This is a genomic window from Micromonospora sp. CP22 (genome assembly GCF_009712475.1).
In the GTDB taxonomy this organism is placed as follows: domain Bacteria; phylum Actinomycetota; class Actinomycetes; order Mycobacteriales; family Micromonosporaceae; genus Micromonospora.
Genome location: NZ_VCJO01000009.1, coordinates 39,016 through 59,213, shown reverse-complemented (window position 1 = coordinate 59,213; position 20,198 = coordinate 39,016). Strand labels below are relative to the sequence as shown.

The 20,198-nt window shown below is 72.6% G+C and carries 20 protein-coding genes; 14 read left to right on the top strand and 6 right to left on the bottom strand.

What is annotated here, in order from left to right:
• Window positions 1-91 precede the first annotated feature (91 nt).
• The 9 genes from hisD (at window position 92) to hisF (ending at window position 7,036) form a co-directional block, all read left to right on the top strand.
• A complete protein-coding gene (hisD, locus tag FF096_RS16600) occupies window positions 92-1,456 on the top strand; it encodes a histidinol dehydrogenase (RefSeq protein ID WP_309223417.1) in 1,365 nt (454 codons plus the stop codon).
• Window positions 1,453-2,574 carry a histidinol-phosphate transaminase gene (locus FF096_RS16595; RefSeq protein WP_155219119.1) on the top strand — a complete coding sequence of 374 codons (1,122 nt, stop codon included), beginning with the start codon at window positions 1,453-1,455 and terminating at the stop codon, window positions 2,572-2,574. The genes hisD and FF096_RS16595 overlap by 4 nt, the downstream gene beginning before the upstream one ends.
• Complete coding sequence (gene hisB, locus FF096_RS16590; protein ID WP_155219117.1) at window positions 2,571-3,182, top strand: imidazoleglycerol-phosphate dehydratase HisB; 612 nt, start codon at window positions 2,571-2,573, stop codon at window positions 3,180-3,182. The genes FF096_RS16595 and hisB overlap by 4 nt, the downstream gene beginning before the upstream one ends.
• Before the next feature lie 34 nt (window positions 3,183-3,216).
• Complete coding sequence (locus FF096_RS16585) at window positions 3,217-3,390, top strand: hypothetical protein (protein WP_155219115.1); 174 nt, start codon at window positions 3,217-3,219, stop codon at window positions 3,388-3,390.
• Window positions 3,387-4,052, top strand: coding sequence for an imidazole glycerol phosphate synthase subunit HisH (gene hisH / locus FF096_RS16580; RefSeq protein WP_155219113.1), 666 nt, complete (start codon window positions 3,387-3,389; stop codon window positions 4,050-4,052). Before FF096_RS16585 ends, hisH begins: the two co-directional genes overlap by 4 nt.
• 30 nt (window positions 4,053-4,082) lie before the next feature.
• Complete coding sequence (locus FF096_RS16575; RefSeq protein ID WP_155219111.1) at window positions 4,083-4,403, top strand: hypothetical protein; 321 nt, start codon at window positions 4,083-4,085, stop codon at window positions 4,401-4,403.
• A 22-nt stretch (window positions 4,404-4,425) separates the two neighbouring features.
• Entirely contained in the window at window positions 4,426-5,151 is a 726-nt protein-coding gene (gene priA, locus FF096_RS16570) for a bifunctional 1-(5-phosphoribosyl)-5-((5-phosphoribosylamino)methylideneamino)imidazole-4-carboxamide isomerase/phosphoribosylanthranilate isomerase PriA (protein WP_155219109.1), read from the top strand.
• Between the two features lie 51 nt (window positions 5,152-5,202).
• Window positions 5,203-6,201, top strand: a complete 999-nt coding sequence (locus tag FF096_RS16565) for an NADP-dependent oxidoreductase (protein WP_309223415.1) — start codon at window positions 5,203-5,205, stop codon at window positions 6,199-6,201.
• A 67-nt stretch (window positions 6,202-6,268) separates the two neighbouring features.
• Window positions 6,269-7,036, top strand: coding sequence for an imidazole glycerol phosphate synthase subunit HisF (gene hisF / locus FF096_RS16560; RefSeq protein WP_155219107.1), 768 nt, complete (start codon window positions 6,269-6,271; stop codon window positions 7,034-7,036).
• A 21-nt stretch (window positions 7,037-7,057) separates the two neighbouring features.
• On the opposite strand, the gene FF096_RS16555 is transcribed toward hisF, so the two are convergent.
• Together FF096_RS16555 and FF096_RS16550 are read right to left on the bottom strand one after the other, a co-directional pair.
• Entirely contained in the window at window positions 7,058-7,519 is a 462-nt protein-coding gene (locus FF096_RS16555; RefSeq protein ID WP_155219105.1) for a hypothetical protein, read from the bottom strand.
• A gap of 140 nt (window positions 7,520-7,659) precedes the next feature.
• Window positions 7,660-8,313 (bottom strand): hypothetical protein, encoded by a 654-nt coding sequence (locus FF096_RS16550; RefSeq protein WP_309223414.1) that lies wholly within the window; start codon window positions 8,311-8,313, stop codon window positions 7,660-7,662.
• Between the two features lie 58 nt (window positions 8,314-8,371).
• Here FF096_RS16550 and FF096_RS16545 point away from each other — a divergent pair, with 58 nt between their 5' ends.
• A complete protein-coding gene (locus FF096_RS16545; protein ID WP_155219101.1) occupies window positions 8,372-9,826 on the top strand; it encodes a PLP-dependent aminotransferase family protein in 1,455 nt (484 codons plus the stop codon).
• Between the two features lie 59 nt (window positions 9,827-9,885).
• Window positions 9,886-11,199 carry a low temperature requirement protein A gene (locus FF096_RS16540; protein WP_309223413.1) on the top strand — a complete coding sequence of 438 codons (1,314 nt, stop codon included), beginning with the start codon at window positions 9,886-9,888 and terminating at the stop codon, window positions 11,197-11,199.
• A 64-nt stretch (window positions 11,200-11,263) separates the two neighbouring features.
• Here FF096_RS16540 and FF096_RS16535 read toward each other — a convergent pair whose 3' ends face one another.
• The 3 genes from FF096_RS16535 to FF096_RS16525 all read right to left on the bottom strand — a co-directional run bounded on the left by FF096_RS16535 (window position 11,264) and on the right by FF096_RS16525 (window position 14,917).
• Window positions 11,264-13,084: a long-chain fatty acid--CoA ligase gene (locus FF096_RS16535; RefSeq protein WP_155219100.1), complete on the bottom strand. Its 1,821-nt coding sequence runs from the start codon at window positions 13,082-13,084 to the stop codon at window positions 11,264-11,266.
• Window positions 13,085-13,225: 141 nt separating this feature from the next.
• Window positions 13,226-14,164, bottom strand: a complete 939-nt coding sequence (locus tag FF096_RS16530; protein ID WP_155219098.1) for a terpene synthase — start codon at window positions 14,162-14,164, stop codon at window positions 13,226-13,228.
• Between the two features lie 123 nt (window positions 14,165-14,287).
• The gene (locus FF096_RS16525; RefSeq protein WP_155219096.1) at window positions 14,288-14,917 is read right to left on the bottom strand and encodes a TIGR03085 family metal-binding protein; all 630 of its coding nucleotides are present in this window, start codon (window positions 14,915-14,917) and stop codon (window positions 14,288-14,290) included.
• A gap of 191 nt (window positions 14,918-15,108) precedes the next feature.
• On the opposite strand from FF096_RS16525, the gene FF096_RS16520 reads away from it, so the two are divergent.
• The 3 genes from FF096_RS16520 to FF096_RS16510 all read left to right on the top strand — a co-directional run bounded on the left by FF096_RS16520 (window position 15,109) and on the right by FF096_RS16510 (window position 19,596).
• On the top strand, window positions 15,109-16,938 hold the full coding sequence (locus FF096_RS16520) for an ABC transporter ATP-binding protein (RefSeq protein WP_155219094.1): 1,830 nt from the start codon (window positions 15,109-15,111) through the stop codon (window positions 16,936-16,938).
• A gap of 53 nt (window positions 16,939-16,991) precedes the next feature.
• Complete coding sequence (locus FF096_RS16515; RefSeq protein WP_309223411.1) at window positions 16,992-18,767, top strand: ABC transporter ATP-binding protein; 1,776 nt, start codon at window positions 16,992-16,994, stop codon at window positions 18,765-18,767.
• 64 nt (window positions 18,768-18,831) lie between these two features.
• The gene (locus FF096_RS16510; protein WP_155219092.1) at window positions 18,832-19,596 is read left to right on the top strand and encodes a DUF2470 domain-containing protein; all 765 of its coding nucleotides are present in this window, start codon (window positions 18,832-18,834) and stop codon (window positions 19,594-19,596) included.
• Here FF096_RS16510 and FF096_RS16505 read toward each other — a convergent pair.
• A complete protein-coding gene (locus FF096_RS16505) occupies window positions 19,574-20,170 on the bottom strand; it encodes a TetR family transcriptional regulator (protein WP_155219090.1) in 597 nt (198 codons plus the stop codon). The two genes, FF096_RS16510 and FF096_RS16505, sit on opposite strands and share 23 nt — an antisense overlap.
• Window positions 20,171-20,198 lie beyond the last annotated feature (28 nt).

The window sequence follows — 20,198 nt, the reverse complement described above, 5'->3', positions numbered from 1 at the left end:
CGCTGGGGCGGGTCGGGGCGTGTCCCGGCTCACCGTCCCGGACAGCGGGCGCACCGGTCGGCTCGTCGGGACGCCGCCTAGACTCGCAGGCGTGTTGAACCGGATCGACCTGCGCGGTGGCGTGCGTGACCCGCGCCACCTGCTGCCTCGCGCCCAGCTCGACGTCTCGGTGGCGGTCGAGCGCATCCGTCCGATCGTCACGGCGGTGCGCGAGCATGGGTATCCGGCCGTCCGCGAGGCCAGTGAACGCTTCGACGGGGTCGCTCCGGAGGTGCTGCGGGTGCCCGCGGAGGCCATCGCCGCAGCGGAGGGCACCCTGGACGGCCAGGTCCGCGCGGCGTTGCTGGAGTCGATCGCCCGCGCTCGGCGGGTGCACGCCGACCAACGCCGGGTCGACCACACCACCCAGGTCGTGCCGGGCGGCACGGTCACCGAGCGGTGGATCCCGGTCGACCGGGTCGGCCTCTACGTCCCCGGTGGGCTGGCGATGTACCCGTCGACCGTGGTGATGAACGTGGTGCCCGCCCAGGCGGCCGGTGTCCGGTCCCTGGTGGTGGCCAGCCCGCCGCAGCAGGACAACGGCGGCCTGCCCGATCCCCGGGTGCTGGCGGCTTGCGCGCTGCTCGGCGTCGACGAGGTGTACGCCGTCGGCGGTGCCCAGGCGGTGGCGATGCTGGCCTACGGCTGTGCCGTCGACGCCGCCGGCAGCGCGCACTGTGCCCCGGTGGACATGATCACCGGTCCGGGCAACATCTGGGTGACCGCCGCGAAGCGGCTGCTGCGCGGGGTGGTCGGCATCGACGCGGAGGCCGGTCCGACGGAGATCGCCATCCTGGCCGACGACACCGCCGACCCGGTGCACGTCGCGGCCGACCTGATCAGCCAGGCCGAGCACGACCCCCTCGCGGCCAGCGTGCTGGTCACCCCGTCGGTCGCGCTGGCCGACGCGGTGGACCGGGAACTGGCCCGGCTGGTGCCGGCCACCAAGCACGCCGAGCGGATCGGCACCGCGTTGAGCGGTGAGCAGAGCGGTGTGGTGCTGGTCGACGACCTGGCGGCGGGGTTGGCCGTGGTCGACGCGTACGCGGCGGAGCACCTGGAGATCCAGACCGTCGACGCCCGCGAGTGGGCGATGCGGGTGCGTAACGCCGGGGCGGTCTTCGTCGGCGCGTACTCGCCGGTGTCGTTGGGTGACTACTGCGCCGGCTCCAACCACGTGCTGCCCACCGGGGGATGCGCCCGGCACTCGTCCGGCCTGTCGGTGCAGTCGTTCCTGCGCGGCGTGCACGTGGTGGAGTACACCGAGCAGGCGCTGCGGGAGGTCGCCGGGCACGTGGTGACCCTGGCGAACGTGGAGGACCTGCCGGCGCACGGCCAGGCGGTCACCGCCCGGTTCTCCGACGAGGTCGTCGACGCGGGAAGCGGGCCGGTCTCACCGACCGGGGCCACGACATGACCGGGCTGGACGAGCTACCGATCCGGGACGATCTGCGGGGGCTGTCGCCGTACGGCGCGCCGCAGCTCGACGTGCCGGTGCGGCTGAACACCAACGAGAACTCGCACCCGATGCCGGAGGCGGTCGCCGAGGCGATCGGCAAGGCCCTCACGGCGGAACTGCGTGATCTCAACCGCTACCCCGACCGGGACGCGCTGGCGCTGCGGGCCGACCTGGCCGGGTATCTGGGTCACGGGCTCACCGCCGACCAGGTGTGGGCGGCCAACGGCTCCAACGAGATCCAGCAGCAACTGCTCCAGGTGTTCGGCGGGCCGGGCCGCAGTGCGCTCGGCTTCACCCCGGCGTACTCGATGCATCCGCTGCTGGCGCTCGGCACCGGCACCCGGTGGGTGCCGGGCCACCGGGGGGTGGACTTCGCGCTGACCGCCGACGAGGCGGTCGCGCAGGTCCGTGAGCACCAACCGGACGTGGTCTTCCTCTGCTCACCGAACAATCCCACCGGCACCGCGCTCGACCCGGCGGTGATCGGCGCGGTGCTCGACGTGGCACCCGGCATGGTGGTGGTCGACGAGGCGTACGCGGAGTTCGCCCGGCGGGGCACGGTCAGCGCCCTGACGATGCTGCCCGGACAGCCACGGCTGGTGGTGACCCGGACGATGAGCAAGGCCTTCGGGTTCGCCGGTGGCCGGCTCGGCTACCTGGCCGCCGACGCGGCCGTGGTGGCGGCGGTGCAGTTGGTCCGCCTGCCGTACCACCTGTCCGCGCTCACCCAGGCCGCCGCGCGGGCCGCGTTGGCGCACCGGGACGCCCTGCTCGGCACGGTCGCCGAGATCACCGAACAGCGGGACCGGATCGTCGCCGAGCTGCGCCGCCGGGGCCTGCGGGTCGCCGACAGCGACGCCAACTTCGTGTTGTACGAGGTGGGTGGCGACCAGACGGTCGCCTGGCAGGCGCTGCTGGCCCACGGCGTGCTGGTGCGCGACGTGGGTCTGCCCGGTTGGCTGCGGGTGACCGCGGGCACCCGCGCCGAGACCGACGCCTTCCTCGCCGCCGTGGACAGCAGCCAGCGCGGGGATGCCATCGCCCCGCAGCCGAGATCGACGAAAGGCACACCATGAGCCGGACCGCCCGGGTGGAGCGGATCACCAAGGAGACCAAGGTCCTGGTCGAGGTCGACCTCGACGGCACCGGAGTAGCCGAGATCAGCACCGGGGTCGGTTTCTACGACCACATGCTGCACCAGATCGCCCGGCACGGCGGCTTCGACCTGACCGTGCGTACCGTGGGCGACCTGGAGATCGACGCGCACCACACGATGGAGGACACGGCGCTGGCCCTCGGCGCCGCGTTCGACCAGGCGCTCGGCGACAAGGCGGGCATCCGGCGGTACGGCTCGGCCACCGTGCCGATGGACGAGGTGCTGGTCCGGGCGGCCGTGGACCTCTCCGGCCGCCCGTACGTGGTGCACGACGAGCCGCCCCTGGCGCCGTACATCGGCCCGGTCTACCCGACCAGCATGACCCGGCACATCTGGGAGTCCTTCGGTCAGGCGGCCCGGATCACCCTGCACGTGGACGTGCTGCGGGCGGCCCGACCGGGCGGCAACCCGGACGCCCACCACGTGGTCGAGGCGCAGTTCAAGGCGGTGTCCCGGGCGCTGCGCGAGGCGACCGCCGTGGATCCGACGGCCGGTGGGGCGATTCCCAGCACCAAGGGGGCGCTGTGACCGACCGGGGTACGACGCGACGGAGGTGTCGCCGGTGAGCGGCATCCTGCCCACCCTGCTGCTGATCCTGGCCGGTGTGCTGGTCGGCGGAGCGCTGTCCCTGCACCGGCAGGGAGCGCCCCGGGGCGCGGTGCTGGTGACCGCGCTGCTGGCCATGCTGGCCACCGCCGCGGGCGTGCTCTGGCTGCTGCCGGGGGACGGGTCATGACCGGCCGACCGGGGGTGGCCCCGGCTGCGCGGCGTCGGGTGGTGGTCCTCGACTACGGCTCCGGCAACCTGCGTTCGGCCGAGCGGGCGCTCGCTGCGGCCGGTGCCGATGTGCTGGTCACCGGTGATCTCGCCGCCGCGGCCGACGCCGACGGGTTGGTCGTTCCCGGCGTCGGTGCGTTCGCCGCCTGCGTGGCCGGCATCGAGGCGATCGGCGCCGGTCCGGTGATCGCCGGGCGGGTCGCCGCCGGGCGTCCGGTGTTGGGCATCTGCGTGGGCATGCAGATCCTCTTCGAGTCCGGCGACGAGCACGGGGTGGTCACCAAGGGGCTGGGCCTGCTGCCGGGCACGGTCACCCGGCTCCCCGCCGCCCGGCTGCCGCACATGGGCTGGAACACCGTGCAGGCGCCGGTCGGCTCGGTGCTGTTCGCCGGTCTGCCCGCCGACAGCCGGTTCTACTTCGTCCACTCGTACGGCGTCGTCGACTCCGCCGCGCTGATCGCGTCCGGTGCCCGGGTGACCACTGCCCACCACGACGCCGACTTCGTCGCGGCGGTGGAACGGGGCGCGTTGTCGGCCGCCCAGTTCCACCCCGAGAAGTCCGCCGACACCGGTGCCGCGTTGCTGCGCAACTGGCTGGCCACCGTGCCTGCCGGTGGCTGAGCCGGTGGGTGGCGTGCGTCGGGAGCCACGATGAGCAAGGAACGCGCCCGACGCCGGGCGGTCCGTGAGGCGGAGGCGGCACGCCAGCGGGTGCTGCGTGAGCGCGCCGCCGCCCGGCGGGCCCGCCGCCGGGCGCTGGTCCGTCGGGTGGTGCCGACGGTGCGTCGTGGCCGTACGGGCCGACTGCCGAGATACTCCCGGGGTGAGCGGGCCACCATCGTGGCACTCACCCTGGCCGCGATCGTCCTCATCTGGCTGCTGGTGCCCGACCTGGCGCTGCGCGTGGGGCTGATCCTGTTGCTGCTGCTCGTCCTGCCGGTGATCGTGGTGATCGCCCTGAACCGCCGTTGACCATGCGAGAGGGACAAGACACATGAGCCTCACCCTGTTGCCCGCCGTGGACGTCGTCGACGGTCAGGCCGTCCGCCTCGTGCAGGGCGCCGCGGGCAGCGAGACCAGCTACGGCGACCCGCTGGAGGCCGCGCTGGCGTGGCAGCGCGACGGTGCCGAGTGGATCCACCTGGTCGACCTCGACGCCGCGTTCGGCCGGGGCAGCAACGCGGGCCTGATCGCCGAGATGGTGCGCCGACTCGACGTGCGGGTGGAACTGTCCGGCGGCATCCGGGACGACGCCTCGTTGCGCGCCGCGCTGGCCACCGGCGCGGCGCGGGTGAACATCGGCACCGCCGCGCTGGAGAACCCGCAGTGGTGCGACCGGATCTGCGGCGAGTACGGCGACCGGGTCGCGATCGGGCTGGACGTGCGCGGTCGGCGGCTGGCCGCGCGGGGTTGGACCCAGGACGGCGGCGACCTGTACGAGGTGCTGGAACGGCTCGACAAGGCGGGCGCCTCGCGGTACGTGGTCACCGACATCACCAAGGACGGCACCATGCGGGGGCCGAACCTGGATCTGCTGCGTGAGGTGTGTGCCCGTACCGACGCCCCGGTGGTCGCCTCCGGGGGCGTCTCCACCCTGGACGACCTGCGTGCCCTGGCCACCCTGGAGCCGGTCGGCGTGGAGGGGGTCATCGCCGGCAAGGCGCTCTACACGGAGGCGTTCACCGTGGCGCAGGCCCTGGCGGTCCTGGCCAACCCGTGATCCGGCCCCGGCCCGGCCGCGCCACCACCCCCGCAGAGAGAGGACACCACCGTGCCCACCAACCGTGAGATCCACCTGGCCTCGCGCCCGCAGGGCTGGCCCACGGAGGACAACTTCCGGCTCGTCACCACCGAGGTGCCCACGCCGGGCCCGGGGCAGTTGCTCGTTCGCAACCAGTACATGTCGGTGGACCCGTACATGCGCGGTCGGATGAACGACGTGCGCTCCTACGTGCCGCCGTTCGCCCTGGACGCACCGTTGGACGGCGGGGCCGTCGGTGAGGTGGTCGGCGGCGAGGCCGACGGGTTCGCCCCGGGGGACGTCGTGCTGCACGGGCTCGGTTGGCGCGACTACGCACTGGTGCCGGCGAGGTCCGCCCGGAAGATCGAGCCGGACGTCGCGCCGGTCACCGCGTACCTCGGTGTGCTCGGCATGACCGGGCTGACCGCGTACGCCGGGCTGCTGGAGGTGGCCGCGATGCGCCCGGGTGAGACGGTCTTCGTCTCCGGCGCGGCCGGTGCGGTCGGCAGCATGGTCGGCCAGATCGCCCGGCTCAGCGGCGCGGGTCGGGTGATCGGCAGCGCCGGCTCGAAGGCCAAGGTCGAGCGACTGCGGGCGCTCGGCTTCGACGCCGCGTTCGACTACCACGACGGCCCGGTCCGCGACCTGCTGCGCGATGCCGCCCCCGACGGCGTCGACGTCTACTTCGACAACGTCGGCGGCGAGCACCTGGAGGCCGCGATCTCGTCGATGAACCTGCACGGGCGGGCGGCGATCTGCGGCATGATCGCGCACTACAACGACACCGAGGCACCGGCCGCCCCGCGCAACCTGGCCCAGGTCATCGGCAAGCGGCTGACCCTGCGCGGCTTCCTGGTCAGTGATCACGAGCACCTGCGGGAGCAGTTCGTGCGGGAGGTCTCCGGCTGGCTGCGCGCGGGCACGCTGGCCTACGACGAGACGGTCGTCGACGGGCTGGAGAACGCTCCGGCGGCCTTCCTCGGGCTGCTGAAGGGCGAGAACCTCGGCAAGATGCTGGTGCGGCTGTGACCGGCGGCTCAGCCGGGCGGCCCGGTGCTGTCCGCCGGTGTCGTACGGGCGGCGATAGGCTCGACGCATGACGGTGGCGGTGCGGGTGATCCCCTGTCTCGACGTGGACGCGGGACGGGTGGTCAAGGGCGTCAACTTCCTCGACCTGCGGGACGCGGGTGATCCGGTCGAGCTGGCCGCCGCGTACGACCGGGCGGGCGCCGACGAGTTGACCTTCCTCGACGTCACCGCCTCGGCCAGCGACCGGGGCACGATGCTCGACGTGGTCCGGCGTACGGCCGAGTCGGTCTTCATCCCACTGACCGTCGGCGGCGGGGTGCGGACGGTGGCGGACGTGGACACGCTGCTGCGCGCGGGCGCCGACAAGATCGGGGTGAACACGGCGGCGATCGCCCGGCCCGAGCTGCTCGCGGAGATCGCCGAGCGGTTCGGTCGGCAGGTGTTGGTGCTCTCCCTCGACGTGCGTCGGGCACCGGCCGGCACCACGCCCAGCGGCTTCGAGGTGACCACCCACGGCGGTCGGCGCGGCACCGGCCTGGACGCCGTGTGGTGGGCGCGACGCGGCGCCGAGCTGGGCGCGGGCGAGATCCTGCTCAACTCGATGGACGCGGACGGCACGAAGGCCGGCTTCGACCTCGAACTCATCGGCGCGGTGCGCCGGGTCGTCGACGTGCCGGTGGTGGCCAGCGGGGGCGCGGGCGAGGCGGCCCACTTCCCTCCGGCGATCGGCGCCGGCGCGGACGCGGTGCTGGCCGCCAGCGTGTTCCACTTCGGCGAGTTGACCGTGGCGGAGGTCAAGGACGTGCTGCGCGGCGCGGGTCACCCGGTGCGCTGACGCCGGTCGCTGACGCGACGGTCAGCCGCGGCCGGAGTGCCCCTCGGGGGACCGGCGGGGCATCGGGATGGACCGCACCAGGTATTCCTGCACGGCGGCGGCGTGCTCCTGCTCGTCGAGGTGCCAGTCCGCGCTGCCCGGCTTGTGTCGGCGGCTGAGCACACCCTGCACGGTGTCGACGGTGGTGGCGAGCCCGGCGCTGGGCCGGGAGCGCCACAGGTGCTCACCGTCGGCGGTGAGTCGGAACCAGCCGTCGGAGACGTCGACCAGCCCGGCACCGAGCAACCGGCGGATCGCCTCCTCGATGTCGTGCCGTGCGGGAATGCTCCGGTCGAGGTGGTCGGCTGTGGAGAGCACGTCGGCGAGGCGTACTCCCTCGGGGCGGCGGGTGGTCGTGGATCGTCGATGGCGTCCGGCGCCGCTGGCGATCACCAGCGAGACGAAGATCCATGCGTCGGTACGACGCCAGGCGTTGTCCCCCATGCGGAGATTCTGCCGGGCGATGCGGCGTCAGGAAAACACCGACCGCCGTACTGCGACAGTGAGTGGCATCATGGTCGCCGACTGTCCAAAGGGGTGGACGGGGCGGTTGCGATCCGGTATGTAAACGTGGCGCTGGGTCGTCAGGTGGTCGGGGCCAGCGCGATCCGTTCCGGTGCCGGCGGGTTCGGTTCGGCGACGTCGAACGGGCGCAGGAACAGTTGCGTGAGGGGGCCGATCGCCAGCGCGTAGGCGATGGTGCCGAGGCCGACCGTGCCGCCGAGCACCGCGCCCAGGGCCAGTACGCCGATCTCGATGGCGGTGCGGATCAGGCGCAGTGACAGGTCGGGGCGGCGGGCGACCAGGCCGGTCATCAACCCGTCCCGGGGGCCCGGTCCGAGTCGAGCGCCCAGGTAGAGCGCGGTGGCCACGCCGTTGCCGACGATCCCGGCGACCAGCAGGCCGATCCGCAGTGGCAGCGGCCCACCGGCCGGCAGCAGGGCCAGGGTGGCGTCGACCGCCAAGCCGATCACTATGACGTTGGCGATGGTGCCGAGACCGGGACGCTGGCGCAGCGGAATCCAGGCCAGCAGCACCAGCGCGCCCACCGCGATGACCACGGTGCCCATGCTCAGGCCGGTCAGCCGGGACAACCCCTGGTGGAGGACGTCCCACGGGTTCAGGCCGAGGCCGGAGCGGACCATCAGCGCCATGCTGAAGCCGTAGAGGACGAGCCCGACGAACAGGTGCGTGAGCCGTCGGACGGGCCGGTGCCGGAGATTGCCAATCAGTGCCACGCATGCCACCCTAGAGGCCAATTGGCCGCGCGATAGAGCCAATATGAGGAGAGTGGCTATGGTCAGTCAGGTGCGCGGAGTCCAATTGGCGCGACTCCTCGGGCAGTGGCATGCCCTGCCCGGCCGTCGACGCAGCCCTGACTACGCCGCGCTCGCCGGGGCGATCCGCGGTCTGCTCGCCGACGGGCGGCTCCCGATCGGCGTACGCCTGCCGGCCGAACGGGACCTGGCCGAGGCGCTGCGGATCAGTCGTACCACCGTCACGGCCGCGTACCGTGAGCTGCGGGACAGTGGGCACCTGGCCAGCCGGCGGGGTGCCGGTAGCTGGACCATCCTCCCGGGCACCCACCGGGTGGCTGCCAACGGGCTCTGGACTCCGCTGGACGACCAGGACATGCTCGACCTCGGGGTGGCGGCGTTGGCCGCCCCGCCCGAGCTGCTGCCGGCGGCCCGCGCGGCGGCCGAGGACCTGCCCCGCTACCTCAGCGGTGCCGGGTACCACCCGATCGGCATCATCGAGCTGCGGGAGGCGATCGCCCAGCACTACGCCGCGCGGGGCCTGCCCACCTCGCCCGACCAGATCATGGTCACCAACGGCACCCAGCACGCCCTGGACCTGGTCCTGCGGTTGGCGCTCGCGCCGGGCGGCGGGGTGCTGGTCGAGTCACCGACCTACCCCAACGCCCTCGCCGCGCTGGCCGCGAGGCGGGCCCGGGTCACCACGCACGGCCTGGCCACCGACGTCGACGGTTGGGACGCGGACCTGTTGCTGGGCACACTGCGGCAGGTGCGGCCCCGCGTCGGCTACCTGATCCCCGACTTCCAGAACCCGACCGGGCACCTGATGCCGGCCGAGCTGCGGGAGCGGCTGGTGGCCACCGCGCACGCGGTCGGCACCGATCTCGTGATCGACGAGTCGTTCGTGGACCTGCCGTTGGACGGGACGGACCTGCCGCCGCCGACGGCGAGCTTCGACCGGCACTCCCGGGTGATCAGCATCGGCGGGATGAGCAAGCCGTTCTGGGGCGGGCTGCGGATCGGCTGGATCCGTGCCTCGGCACCACAGGTGCAGCGGCTGGCCGCAGCCCGGGTGGGAGTCGACATGTCCAGCCCGGTGCTGGACCAGCTGGTCGCGGTGCACCTGCTGGACGTCGCCCCGGCCATCGTGGCCGCCCGGCGGGCGCAGTTGGCCGTGCAGCGTGACGCGTTGCTCGACGCGTTGGCCGCTCGGCTGCCGGAGTGGCGGGTAACCGTGCCGCGTGGCGGAGTGACGCTCTGGGTCGAGTTGGACGGGCCGATCTCCAGCGCCCTGGCGCGGGCCGCCGAGGAGGCCGGCGTACGCCTGGCGCCCGGACCACGGTTCGGCCTCGACGGCACGCTGGAGCGTTTCCTCCGGCTGCCGTTCACCCTGCCGGTCACCGACCTGGTCGAGGCCGTCGGACGCATCGCCGCAGTCCGTTACGACCTGGACCGGGCGGGGCAGCCCCGGTGGCGGGAGCCCGTCATCGCCTGAGCGGGCGTCGATCAGGCGATCGCCGACGGCCCCCCGGTGGCGCCGGGCAGACTGCCGGGGTGGACGGTATCGGCAGAGTGCGGTGGTCGCGCGGGCTGCGACCGGGTGCTCCCGGGTCCCGCCCCACCCGGCTGGAACTCTTCTACGACCTGGTCTTCGTCTTCGCGTTCATCAACGTCACCACGCTCACCGCGGCGAACCCCACCCCGCGTGGCCTGGCCCAGGGCCTGGTCGTGCTGGCGCTGCTCTGGTGGGCCTGGGCCGGTTTCGCCGCCCTCGGCAACATGGTCCGCACCGACCAGGGGGTCCTGCCGTTCGTCGCGTTCAGCACGATGGGCGGGGCGTTCCTGTTCATCCTCGCCATGCCCCAGGCGTTCCGGCAGACGACCGGCGGGTTGCCCGGCCCGTTGCTCTTCGCCGTCTGCTACTGCGTGGTCCGCGCCGTGCCGGTGGCGGTCTTCGGGTGGTTGGCCCGCTCCGACGCCGAGCTGCGCCGAGGCTTCCTCGGGGTGCTGGTACGCGGTCTCGTCGTCGGGACGTTGGTGCTGGCCGCCGCGCTGGTGCCGCAGCGGCTGACCGACGATCCCGGTGAGGCGTGGCTGCGGCTGGTGCTCTGGTGCGTCGCCCTCGTCGTCGACTACACCGCGGCGCTGGCCCTGCGCGGCACCGGTTGGACGGTGGTGTCGGCCGGCCACTGGGCGGAACGGCACGCCCTGATCGTGCTGGTGGCCCTCGGCGAGACGATCATCGCGCTGGGGCTCGGCGGTGACTCCGTCGCCGAGCTGCCGTTGACCTGGCCGGTGCTCGTCGCGGCGCTGCTCAGCGTCGCGGTGGTGGCGGGGCTGTGGTGGGCGTACTTCGACACGCTCGCCGCAGCGCTGGAGCAGGCGCTGCACCGGGCCCGGGAGCCGTCCGTGCGGGCCGTGCTGGCCCGGGACGCCTACTCCTACCTGCACCTGCCGTTGGTCGCCGGCCCGGTCCTGTTCGCCCTCGGGCTCAAGGGGCTGCTCGGCGGGGTGGCCGGTCCCCACGTCCCGCTCGGCGGTGCCCGGTTCGCCGGATTCGACCTGCTGGTCCTGTACAGCGGGGTGGCGCTGTATCTGCTCACCCTGGTGGGGCTCGGTTGGCGGGTGCTCCGGCTGGTCCGGTGGCCGACGCTTGTCGGGTTCGCCGTGCTGGGAGTCGCGTTCCCGGTCGCCGCCCGGCTGTCGGAGCTGGCCGCGTTGGCCCTGCTGGCGGTGACCGTGCTGGTCGCCGTGGCGGTGCAGACCCTGGTGGACGCCAGGCTGCGGCAACGGGTGCGGGAGGCGGTGCTGGCGGAGCAGCTCGCCGCCGAGGCCGAGCAGACCAGCTGGCGCGGTCGCCACCTGTGACCGGCCCCGGAAAGCCGTCGGCCCCACACCCGAGGTACGGGTACGGGGCCGACGGCGGCGGTCGTCAGATCTCGGCGACGGTGCCGGCGTACATCTTGTCGATCTCGGCGGCGAAGTTGCTCTCCACCCCACGGCGCTTGATCTTCAGCGACGGGGTGATCTCGCCGTCCTCGATGGTGAGGTCACGCGGCAGGATGGTGACCTTCTTGATGGTCTCCCAGCGGTTCAGCTTCTCGTTGAGCTGGGCGACGTACTCCTCCACCATGGCCTGGGCCTCGGGGGAGGCGACGATCTCCGCGTACGGGCGACCCTCCAGCGGGGTGCCGGCCGCCCACCCGGCGATGGCGTCCGGGTCGAGGGTCACCAGCATCGTGCAGTAGTTGCGGGCCTGGCCGATCACCACCGCCTGCGAGGTGTACGGGCAGGTGGCCTTGAACATGCCCTCGATGTGCGACGGTGCGACGTACTTGCCGCCAGAGGTCTTGACCAGGTCCTTCTTGCGGTCGGTGATGCGCAGGTAACCGTCGTCGTCGAGGCTGCCGATGTCGCCGGTACGGAAGAAGCCGTCCTCGGTGAAGGCGGCGGCGGTCTCCTCGGGCAGGTTGTGGTAGCCCCGCATCACCGGCTGACCCTTGATCAGGATCTCGCCGTCGGTGTCGATGCGGCACTCGAGGTCGCCCATGGCCTTGCCGACGGTGCCGATCCGCAGCCCGTCGGGCGGGTTGACGAAGTTACCGGCGCTGGTCTCGGTCAACCCGTAGCCCTCGGAGATCGGCAGGTTCGCCGCAGCGAAGAAGGTGGCGATCTCCGGGCTCAGCGGGGCGGCACCGGAGACCAGCACCCGGATGCGGCCACCGAGCCGGGCCTGGAGCTTGCTGAAGACCAGCTTCTCCGCCAGGGCGTACTTGAACTTCAGGCCGCCCGGCAGCGGCTTGCCGGCCTGCTCCAGGGCCACCTTCTCCTTGCCGACGCCGACCGCCCAGGCGAAGATCTTGGCCTTCGCCCCACCGGCGTCCTGCGCGGTGGTGACCGACTTGTTGTAGACCTTCTCGAAGACCCGGGGCGCGCCGCACATCAGCGTCGGTCGGACCACCGAGAGCAGCTCGACCAGCTTGTCGACCCGGCCGTCGACGTACGTGGGCAGGCCGACGTGGGTGGCGCCGCAGAGCAGCGTCTTGCCGAACGAGTGGGACAGCGGCAGCCAGAGGTACTGGAGGTCGTCTTCGCGGAGCAGCCCGACGGCCTCCTGCGCCACGCCCTCCCAGCACCAGCCGCCGTGTAGCAGCTCGACGCCCTTGGGGCGGCCGGTGGTGCCGGAAGTGTAGATCAGGGTGGCGAGGTTGTCCGGGCCGATGTCGGCGACCAGGCGCTCGATCAGCTCCGGGTCCTCGGCCAGCCGCTGGGCGCCCTGCTCCTCCAGTTGGGCGAGGGTCAGTTGGGGCACGGCGGCGGACGCGTCGGGCGTGCCGTCGAAGAGCACCACGTGGGTCAACGAGGGCAGTTCCGCTCCGGCGATCTTGGCCGCCTGGTCCGGGTTCTCCGCGAACAGCACCTTGGAGCCGGAGTCGGCGATGATGTAGGTCGCGTCCTCGGCCTCCGTGGTCGGGTAGACCGTGGTCGTGGCGCCGCTGGCGCACATGATGCCGAAGTCGGCGATCACCCAGTCGAGTCGGGTGTTCGCCAGGATCGCGACCCGGTCCTCCTGACCGACGCCCAGGCCGTGCAGCCCGGCGGCGATCGCCTTGGCCCGCTGGGATACCTGTGCCCAGGTCAACCAGACGGGTCCGTCCGGGCCGGGGTGGGCGAAGGCGTGGCGGTCGGGGGACGCCGCCACGCGCTTGAGGAACATGTCAGGAATGGAGCTGTACGGTACATCGAGAGCCATCGCTGTAGCCGCCTTCGGGGGTGGAGGCGTGACGGTCGTCACGGTCGGTGTTCGTTACCGAAGAGTATTGCCTGTCACCGGCGATCGGCTAGCCCTGACGATCATCCCACCAGCCCGTTCCCGGTAGGTGAAACGGTCGTCTCACGCATAACGCGCCGCAGCGCGTGACCAGTCGTAGGTGGCCCGGATCCAGTTCCGTCGGGCGTCCAGCGCCGGACGCACCGCGTCGCCGTGGCTGGCCAACAGGTCGGTCTCGGCCGCCAGGTACGCCGAGAGCCGGTCGTTGAACCGGTCGGCGGCGGCCTGCACTGCCGCCCGTTCGTCGCCGGTCTCCCTGGTCAGCACCGTGATCAGATTGTGCGCGTCCGGCCCGTCGTGGTGCTCCTTGTGATAGGAGAAGACGTCGTTGCACCAGCAGATCAGGTCGGCGGCGAAGATCTCCAGGGTGGCCCAGCGGGGGTCGGCTCGGCGCACGGCCGGCGGAAAGCCGTCCAGGGCCAGGTCGGTCAGGGTCAGACTGGGGTACACCGCCCCGGTGTGTCGGCGCATCTGGACGTACTCGTCGACCGGCGGAATCCGCTCGTACTCCCGGTTGGCCGCCTCCCACAGCAGCGCGAGTAGGTACTCGCGCATCCCGGCGAGGAATCGCAGCAGCACGGCCGGACGTCGATGCTCGCGTACCCGCTGACACAGGTCGGCCAGGCCCGCGGCGAGCGTGCCGGCCGCGCCGGGCGGCACCGGCCCCGGCGCGCCCTGCCGATCGAGGACGTCCAGCAACGCGGCCACGGTCGGCGCGAGGCGGGTGGGCTCGGCACCCAGGCCGTCCTCGTCGCAGGCGTCGTCCATCACGAACAGCCAGGAGATCAGGTCGGTCAGCAGTCGCAGGCGCTCCAAGGGGGCCTCCGGACAGGCTCGACCGGCGAGCCCGGCGGCGTCCGCCTGGTGTAGGCGCTGCCCGTTACTGATCAGTCCGAGTCGCTGTGCCCAGTCCGCGCTCTCTCGGGCCACGCGTTCGGTGTCACTGTGCCGAACGCCGGCGAACGGGGGCTCTCGCAGGGCCGAGACCACAAAGCTTCGCATCGCGCTCCCTGTCGCCGCCCCCCCACGAGGCGGCGCGGTCAGCGTACGGGAGTAGGGATGCCGGTCGGTCGATGAGCTGCGTAACGTTTCGGGATTCCACCGTGACCGGTTCCGCACAGAGGGTTAGAGTGCCAGGTTGGCGTTGCGCAGCCGATCCGCCAGCTCGGTGGGCCCGTCGAGTCGAGTTCGCGCCACGCGTTGCCGACCGGACAGGAACATGGCCAACTCGCCGGGCGTGCCGACCAACCGCAGTGTCTCGCCGCCCCGTCCGGTGGTCAGCTCGCCGTGCTGCGGCGCCTGGATCAGCAATCGGGCGGGGAACCGGCGCAGGGCCAGCCGACCGAGGACGGAAACCCGTCGCCACAACGCCCGCTCCAGCCCGTCCGGCAGCTCGCGGGGCTGCCAGTCGGCCTGGGCCCGGCGTACGTCCTCGTGGTGGACGAAGAACTCCAACGTGTTGGCCAGTTCGTCGGTCAGCGGGTTGCTCACCGGGCTCCACAGTGGAGGACGCCGCACCTGGTCGAGCAGGTCGGCCCAGTCGCCGGCGGCGACCTGCCGTCGCACCCGCTCGGCGTACCCGCTCAACGGCGGGACGAAGATGCCGACCGCGCCGTCCGGACGCCGCTCCCGCACCACCAGGTGCGCGGCGAGGTCACGGGTGGTCCACCCCGCGTTGAGGGTCGGGGCGTCGGGGCCCACGGCGGCCATCGACTCGACGAGTGCCGCGCGCTCCGATCGGGCGTAGCTCGACATGAAGTGATCGTAGGCCGGTCGGGGCGACCTCGCCCGCCGAGCGCGGGACCTCCGGTTGAGGGTGACGTCGGACATATCCCCTCGGGTCGGCGGACCCGGCGGGCAGCGGTAAGGATGAGGGAGGATTATGGCGGCTTACGGCGGGGGAGAATGTGGCAAGCGGGACTAGTCGGGAGGTACTCGGTCGGGGGATGGCCGTCCTCGGGCGGGCCATCCGGGAACAACCGAGGATCTTCGCGGTCGCGGTGGCCGGCAGCGTGCTGTTCGGCCTGATGGTGGTGGCCAGCGCGTTCGTGGTGGGCGCGGTGGTCGGCGAGGTGGTGGTGCCGGCCGTCGAGACCGGTTCGGTCGCGGTGGGTGCGCTGGCGCTGGCCGCCGCGGCGTTGCTCGGGCTGAGCGTGCTGCGGGTGGTCGGCATCTTCGGTCGGCGGCTGGGCGCCGGCTACATGCAGTTCCGCCTCCAGGCCGCCTACCGCCGCCGGGTCACCCGCCGCTATCTGGAGCTGCCGCTGTCCTGGCACCACCGCAACGCCACCGGCACGTTGCTGTCCAACGCCAACTCCGACGTCGAGGCCGCCTGGCAGCCGATCGCGCCGCTGCCCTTCGCGGTGGGCACGCTGGTGATGCTGGTCGGCGCCGTGGCGTCGCTGTTCGCCGTCGACTGGGCGTTGGCGCTGGTCGGGCTGGCCGTCTTCCCGGCCCTGTTCGCGCTCAACGTGGCGTACTCCCGTCGGATGGCTCCGCGTCAGGCCCGGGCGCAGCGGCTGCGCGCCGAGGTCAGCGGCATCGCGCACGAGAGCTTCGACGGCGCGCTGGTGGTCAAGACGATGGGTCGGGAGGCCCAGGAGACCGCCCGGTTCGCGGCCCGAGCCGGTCAGTTGCGCGACGCGCTGATCTCGGTCGGGCGGCTGCGCGGCATCTTCGACCCGATGCTGGAGACGCTGCCCAGCCTCGGCACCCTCGCGGTGCTGGTGGTCGGCGCGTACCGGCTGCGGCAGGGGGCCATCGAGGTATCCGAGCTGGTCAGCGTGGCCTTCCTCTTCACCGTGCTGGCCTTCCCCGTGCGGGCCATCGGCTGGGTGCTGGCCGAGTTGCCGCGCAGCGTCGCCGGTTGGGACCGGATCCGCCGGGTGCTCGACGCCACCGGCGAGATGCCGTACGGCGACACCCGGCTGGACCAGGCCGTGACCGAGCCCGCCACGTTGACCTTCGCCGACGTCGGATTCGCCTACGAGCCAGCCGAGGCGCACCTGCCCGGCACCCAGGTGTTGGGCGAGGTCTCCTTCACCGTCCCGGCCGGAAAGACCGTCGCCCTGGTGGGGCCGACCGGTGCCGGCAAGTCCACCGTCACCGCGCTGGCGGTCCGGCTGGTCGATCCGCTGTCGGGCACGGTCAGCATCGACGGCGTCGACGTGCGGGACCTGGCCGCCGACGTCCTTGCCGACACCGTCGCGTTGGTCGCCCAGGTGCCGTTCGTCTTCGACGACACCGTCCGGGCCAACATCGCGCTGGACCGACCCGGCATCGACGACGAGGCCGTCTGGGCCGCGCTGCGGCTGGCCGAGGCCGACGGGTTCGTCGCCGCCCTGCCCGACGGGCTGGACACCATGGTCGGTGAGCGGGGCACCTCGCTCTCCGGCGGCCAGCGGCAGCGACTCACGCTCGCCCGGGCGTTGGCGGGCCGCCCCCGCCTGCTGGTGCTCGACGACGCGACCAGCGCGGTCGACCCCCGGGTGGAGGCCGCCATCCTGGCCGGGCTGCGCTCGTCGGCCGACGGTGGGCCGGGCGCGTCGATCCTGGTGGTGGCCTACCGGCGGGCGACCATCGCCCTCGCCGACGAGGTCATCTACCTGGAGCAGGGCCGGGTGGTGGCGCGGGGCACCCACACCACGCTGCTGGCCACCGTGCCGGGCTACGCCGACCTCGTCACCGCGTACGAGCAGGCCGAGGTCGACCACGACCGGAAGGACACGTACGACGAGGTCACTCCGCTGGCCTCCGGACTGGAGGTGGACCGGTGAGCACGAGCAGTGCGCCTACCAGCTCCGGTCAGCGCCAACGAAGGGTGGAATCGGTGACCGTCGACCAAGCGCCGGAGCAGGCCGAGTCGACGTGGCGGACGCTGCGTCGCGGGCTGGCGCTCTCTCCGGAACTGCGGGTCGGGCTGGCCGGCACGCTCGGTCTGGCGCTGGTGTACATGGTCGGCCGGGTGGCCGTACCGGTGGCGGTGCAGCAGGGCATCGACCGGGGCATCGTCGGCGGGTTGGACCTGGACGCGTTGTTCACGGTCGTGTCGGTCACCGCGGCGGTGCTGGTGGTGACGACGACCTGCGGCTACCTGATGATGCGTCGGCTGTTCACGGTCAGTGAGACGGCGTTGGCGGGGGTGCGGATCCGTGCCTTCCGGCACGTGCACGACCTGTCGATGCTGCACCAGCAGTCGGAGCGGCGCGGCTCGCTGGTGTCCCGGGTCACCAGCGACGTCGACCAGATCACCCAATTCCTCCAGTGGGGTGGCGTGATCCTGCTGGTCAACCTGGGTCAGCTGGCGGTCACCACGGCGGTGATGCTGGCGTACTCCTGGCAGTTGACGCTCGTGGTCTACGCCGCCTTCGGGCCGGCGGTGCTGGTGATCCGGCTGCTCCAGCGACGGCTCGCCGCGGCGTACGGAGTGGTCCGGCAGCGCACCGGAGCCCTGCTGGCGGCGGTCGGGGAGAGCGTGGTCGGCGCGCCGGTGATCCGGGCGTACGGCATCGCCGGACGCACCGCCCGGCGGCTGGACGACGCGATCGACGGTCAACGACGGGCCCAGCAGAAGGCGATCCGGATCAGCATCCTCGGCAGCTCGGTCGGTGAGCTGGCCGCCGGGCTGGCGTTGGCCGGTGTGGTGGTGCTCGGAGTGCTCCTCGGCGCCGACCGTACGCTGAGCATCGGTGAGATCACCGCGTTCCTGTTCCTGGTGACGCTCTTCATCCAGCCGGTGCAGATCGCCACCGAGGTGCTCAACGAGGCGCAGAACGCGATCGCCGGGTGGCGTCGGGTGCTCGACGTGCTGGACGTCGACCCCGATGTGGCCGATCCGGGCACGCAGGGGCGTGAGCTGCCCGGCGGACCGTTGGACATCCGCTTCGACGGGGTGCGGTTCGCCTACCCGGGCGGGCCGACCGTGCTGCACGACGTCAGCCTGGAGATCCCGGCGAAGAGTCGGGTGGCGGTGGTCGGTGAGACCGGTAGCGGCAAGACCACCTTCGCCAAGTTGGTGACCCGGCTGATGGACCCCAGCGCCGGGGCGGTGCTGCTGTCCGGGGTGCCGCTGACCGACGTGCGGTTCGACTCGCTGCGGTCCCGGGTGGTGATGGTGCCGCAGGACGGCTTCCTGTTCGACGCGACCGTGGCCGACAACGTCCGCTTCGCCCGCCCGGAGCTGACCGACGAGCAGCTTGCCGCCGCGTTCACCGAGCTGGGTCTGGCCGACTGGCTGGACGGGCTGCCCGCCGGGCTGCACACCGGGGTGGGTGAGCGTGGTGAGGCGTTGAGCGTCGGCGAGCGCCAGCTGGTGGCGTTGGCTCGGGCGTACGTGGCCGACCCGGACCTGCTGGTGCTGGACGAGGCGACCAGCGCGGTGGACCCGGCCACGGAGGTGCGGTTGCAGCGGACGTTGGACGCGGTGACCCGGGGCCGGACCACCCTGGCGATCGCGCACCGGCTCTCCACCGCGCAGAACGCCGACGAGGTGATCGTGGTGGACCGGGGACGGATCGTGCAGCGTGGCTCGCACGACGAGCTGCTCCGCGAGCCCGACTCGGTGTACGCCCTGCTCTACGCCTCGTGGTTGGAGCAGACCCGGTAGACGTCCGGGGTCCGATGTCATACCCTCCGAGTTAGGTAAGCCTAACCTCAAAGGAGGTCGTGTGATGCGGCCCAGCCCCGCCGAGATCGTCCGGACGTTGGTCGCCGGCCGGTTGCCCGGCCTCGTCCACCTGGCCTGCCGGCCCGGTCTGCACCACGTCCGGCACGCCACCGACAGCGACGGGCGGGTGCTGCTGCTGGTGCCGGTGGTCAGCGATCTCGCGGCGGCGCTGGGCCGGGGCGTCGACGACCGTGCGGTCGCGGTGGCGCTCGACGTGCTCGACCTGCCGCCCGCCGCCGGAGCGCCGTCGCTCGGTCGGGCCCTGGTCTCCGGGTGGGCGCGTCAGTTGACCGGTGCCGAGGCGCGGGCCGCCGCCGTGGACTTCGCCGCCGTGGATCCCACCGGCGACCTGCTCGACGTCGGCACCCGCTTGCAGCTGTTCCGCTTCGAGGTGGCCGAGGCACGCTGGCACCGGGCGGGCGAGTTGCGCCGGGTCGACCCCCAGGCGTACGCGGAGGCCGAGCCGGATCCACTGCACCCGGTCGAGGCGGAGCTGCTCACCTACCTGGGCGAGGAACGCGCCCAGCCGATGGCGGACTACCTGCGCCACCAGCTCGGCCTGGCCGCCGGACCGGCCGAGCACGCGCCGCGTGTCGAACGGATCGACAGGTACGGGATGCTGGTGACCTTCGGCCGACCGGGCGCCCGGCGACGCGCCCGGCTCTCCTTCGGCCGCCGGCTGGCCGACCAGGCCGACCTGGCCCGGCAACTGCACCCGGCGTTCTGTGCGGGTTCGGCGGCCTCGGTCAACCGGGAAGGTCGCCGGTGAGGTAACGCTGCACGGTCGGGCCGACCGTGGCGACCAGGGTCTCCGGCGCGACGGTGGTGATCGGCTCCAACCGGATCACGTACCGCATCAGCGCCAGCCCGACGAGTTGGCTGGCCACCAGCCCGCCCCGGATCGGCACCTCGGCCGGGGCGACGTCGAGGTGGTCGAGGACCCGGCGCAACACCTGGGTGGTGAGGAACTCGCGCAGCAGCCGGGCCGTCCACTCGCTGCTGACCGCCGAGCGCAGCAGGGCCACCCCGGCGGTGCCCGCAGGTGAGTCCCACACCGTGAGGAACATGCGTACCAGCCGCTCGCCGAGGGCGTCGTGGTCACCGGTGAGCACCTTCGGCAGCATCTCCCGAGGGTCCACCGGAAACTCCATGGCGGTCAGGAAGAGCTGCTCCTTGTTGCCGAAGTAGTGGTGCACCAGGGCCGGGTCGACCCCGGCGGAGGCGGCGATGGCCCGGATGGTGCTGGCGTCGAAACCACGTTCGGCGAAGACGGACCGGGCCGCGTCGAGGATCGCGTCCCGGGTGCCGGGCTTGCCGGGCCGTCGGCCGCTGCGCCGTACCATCGCTCTCCCTCGCTCCTTTCCACGGGCG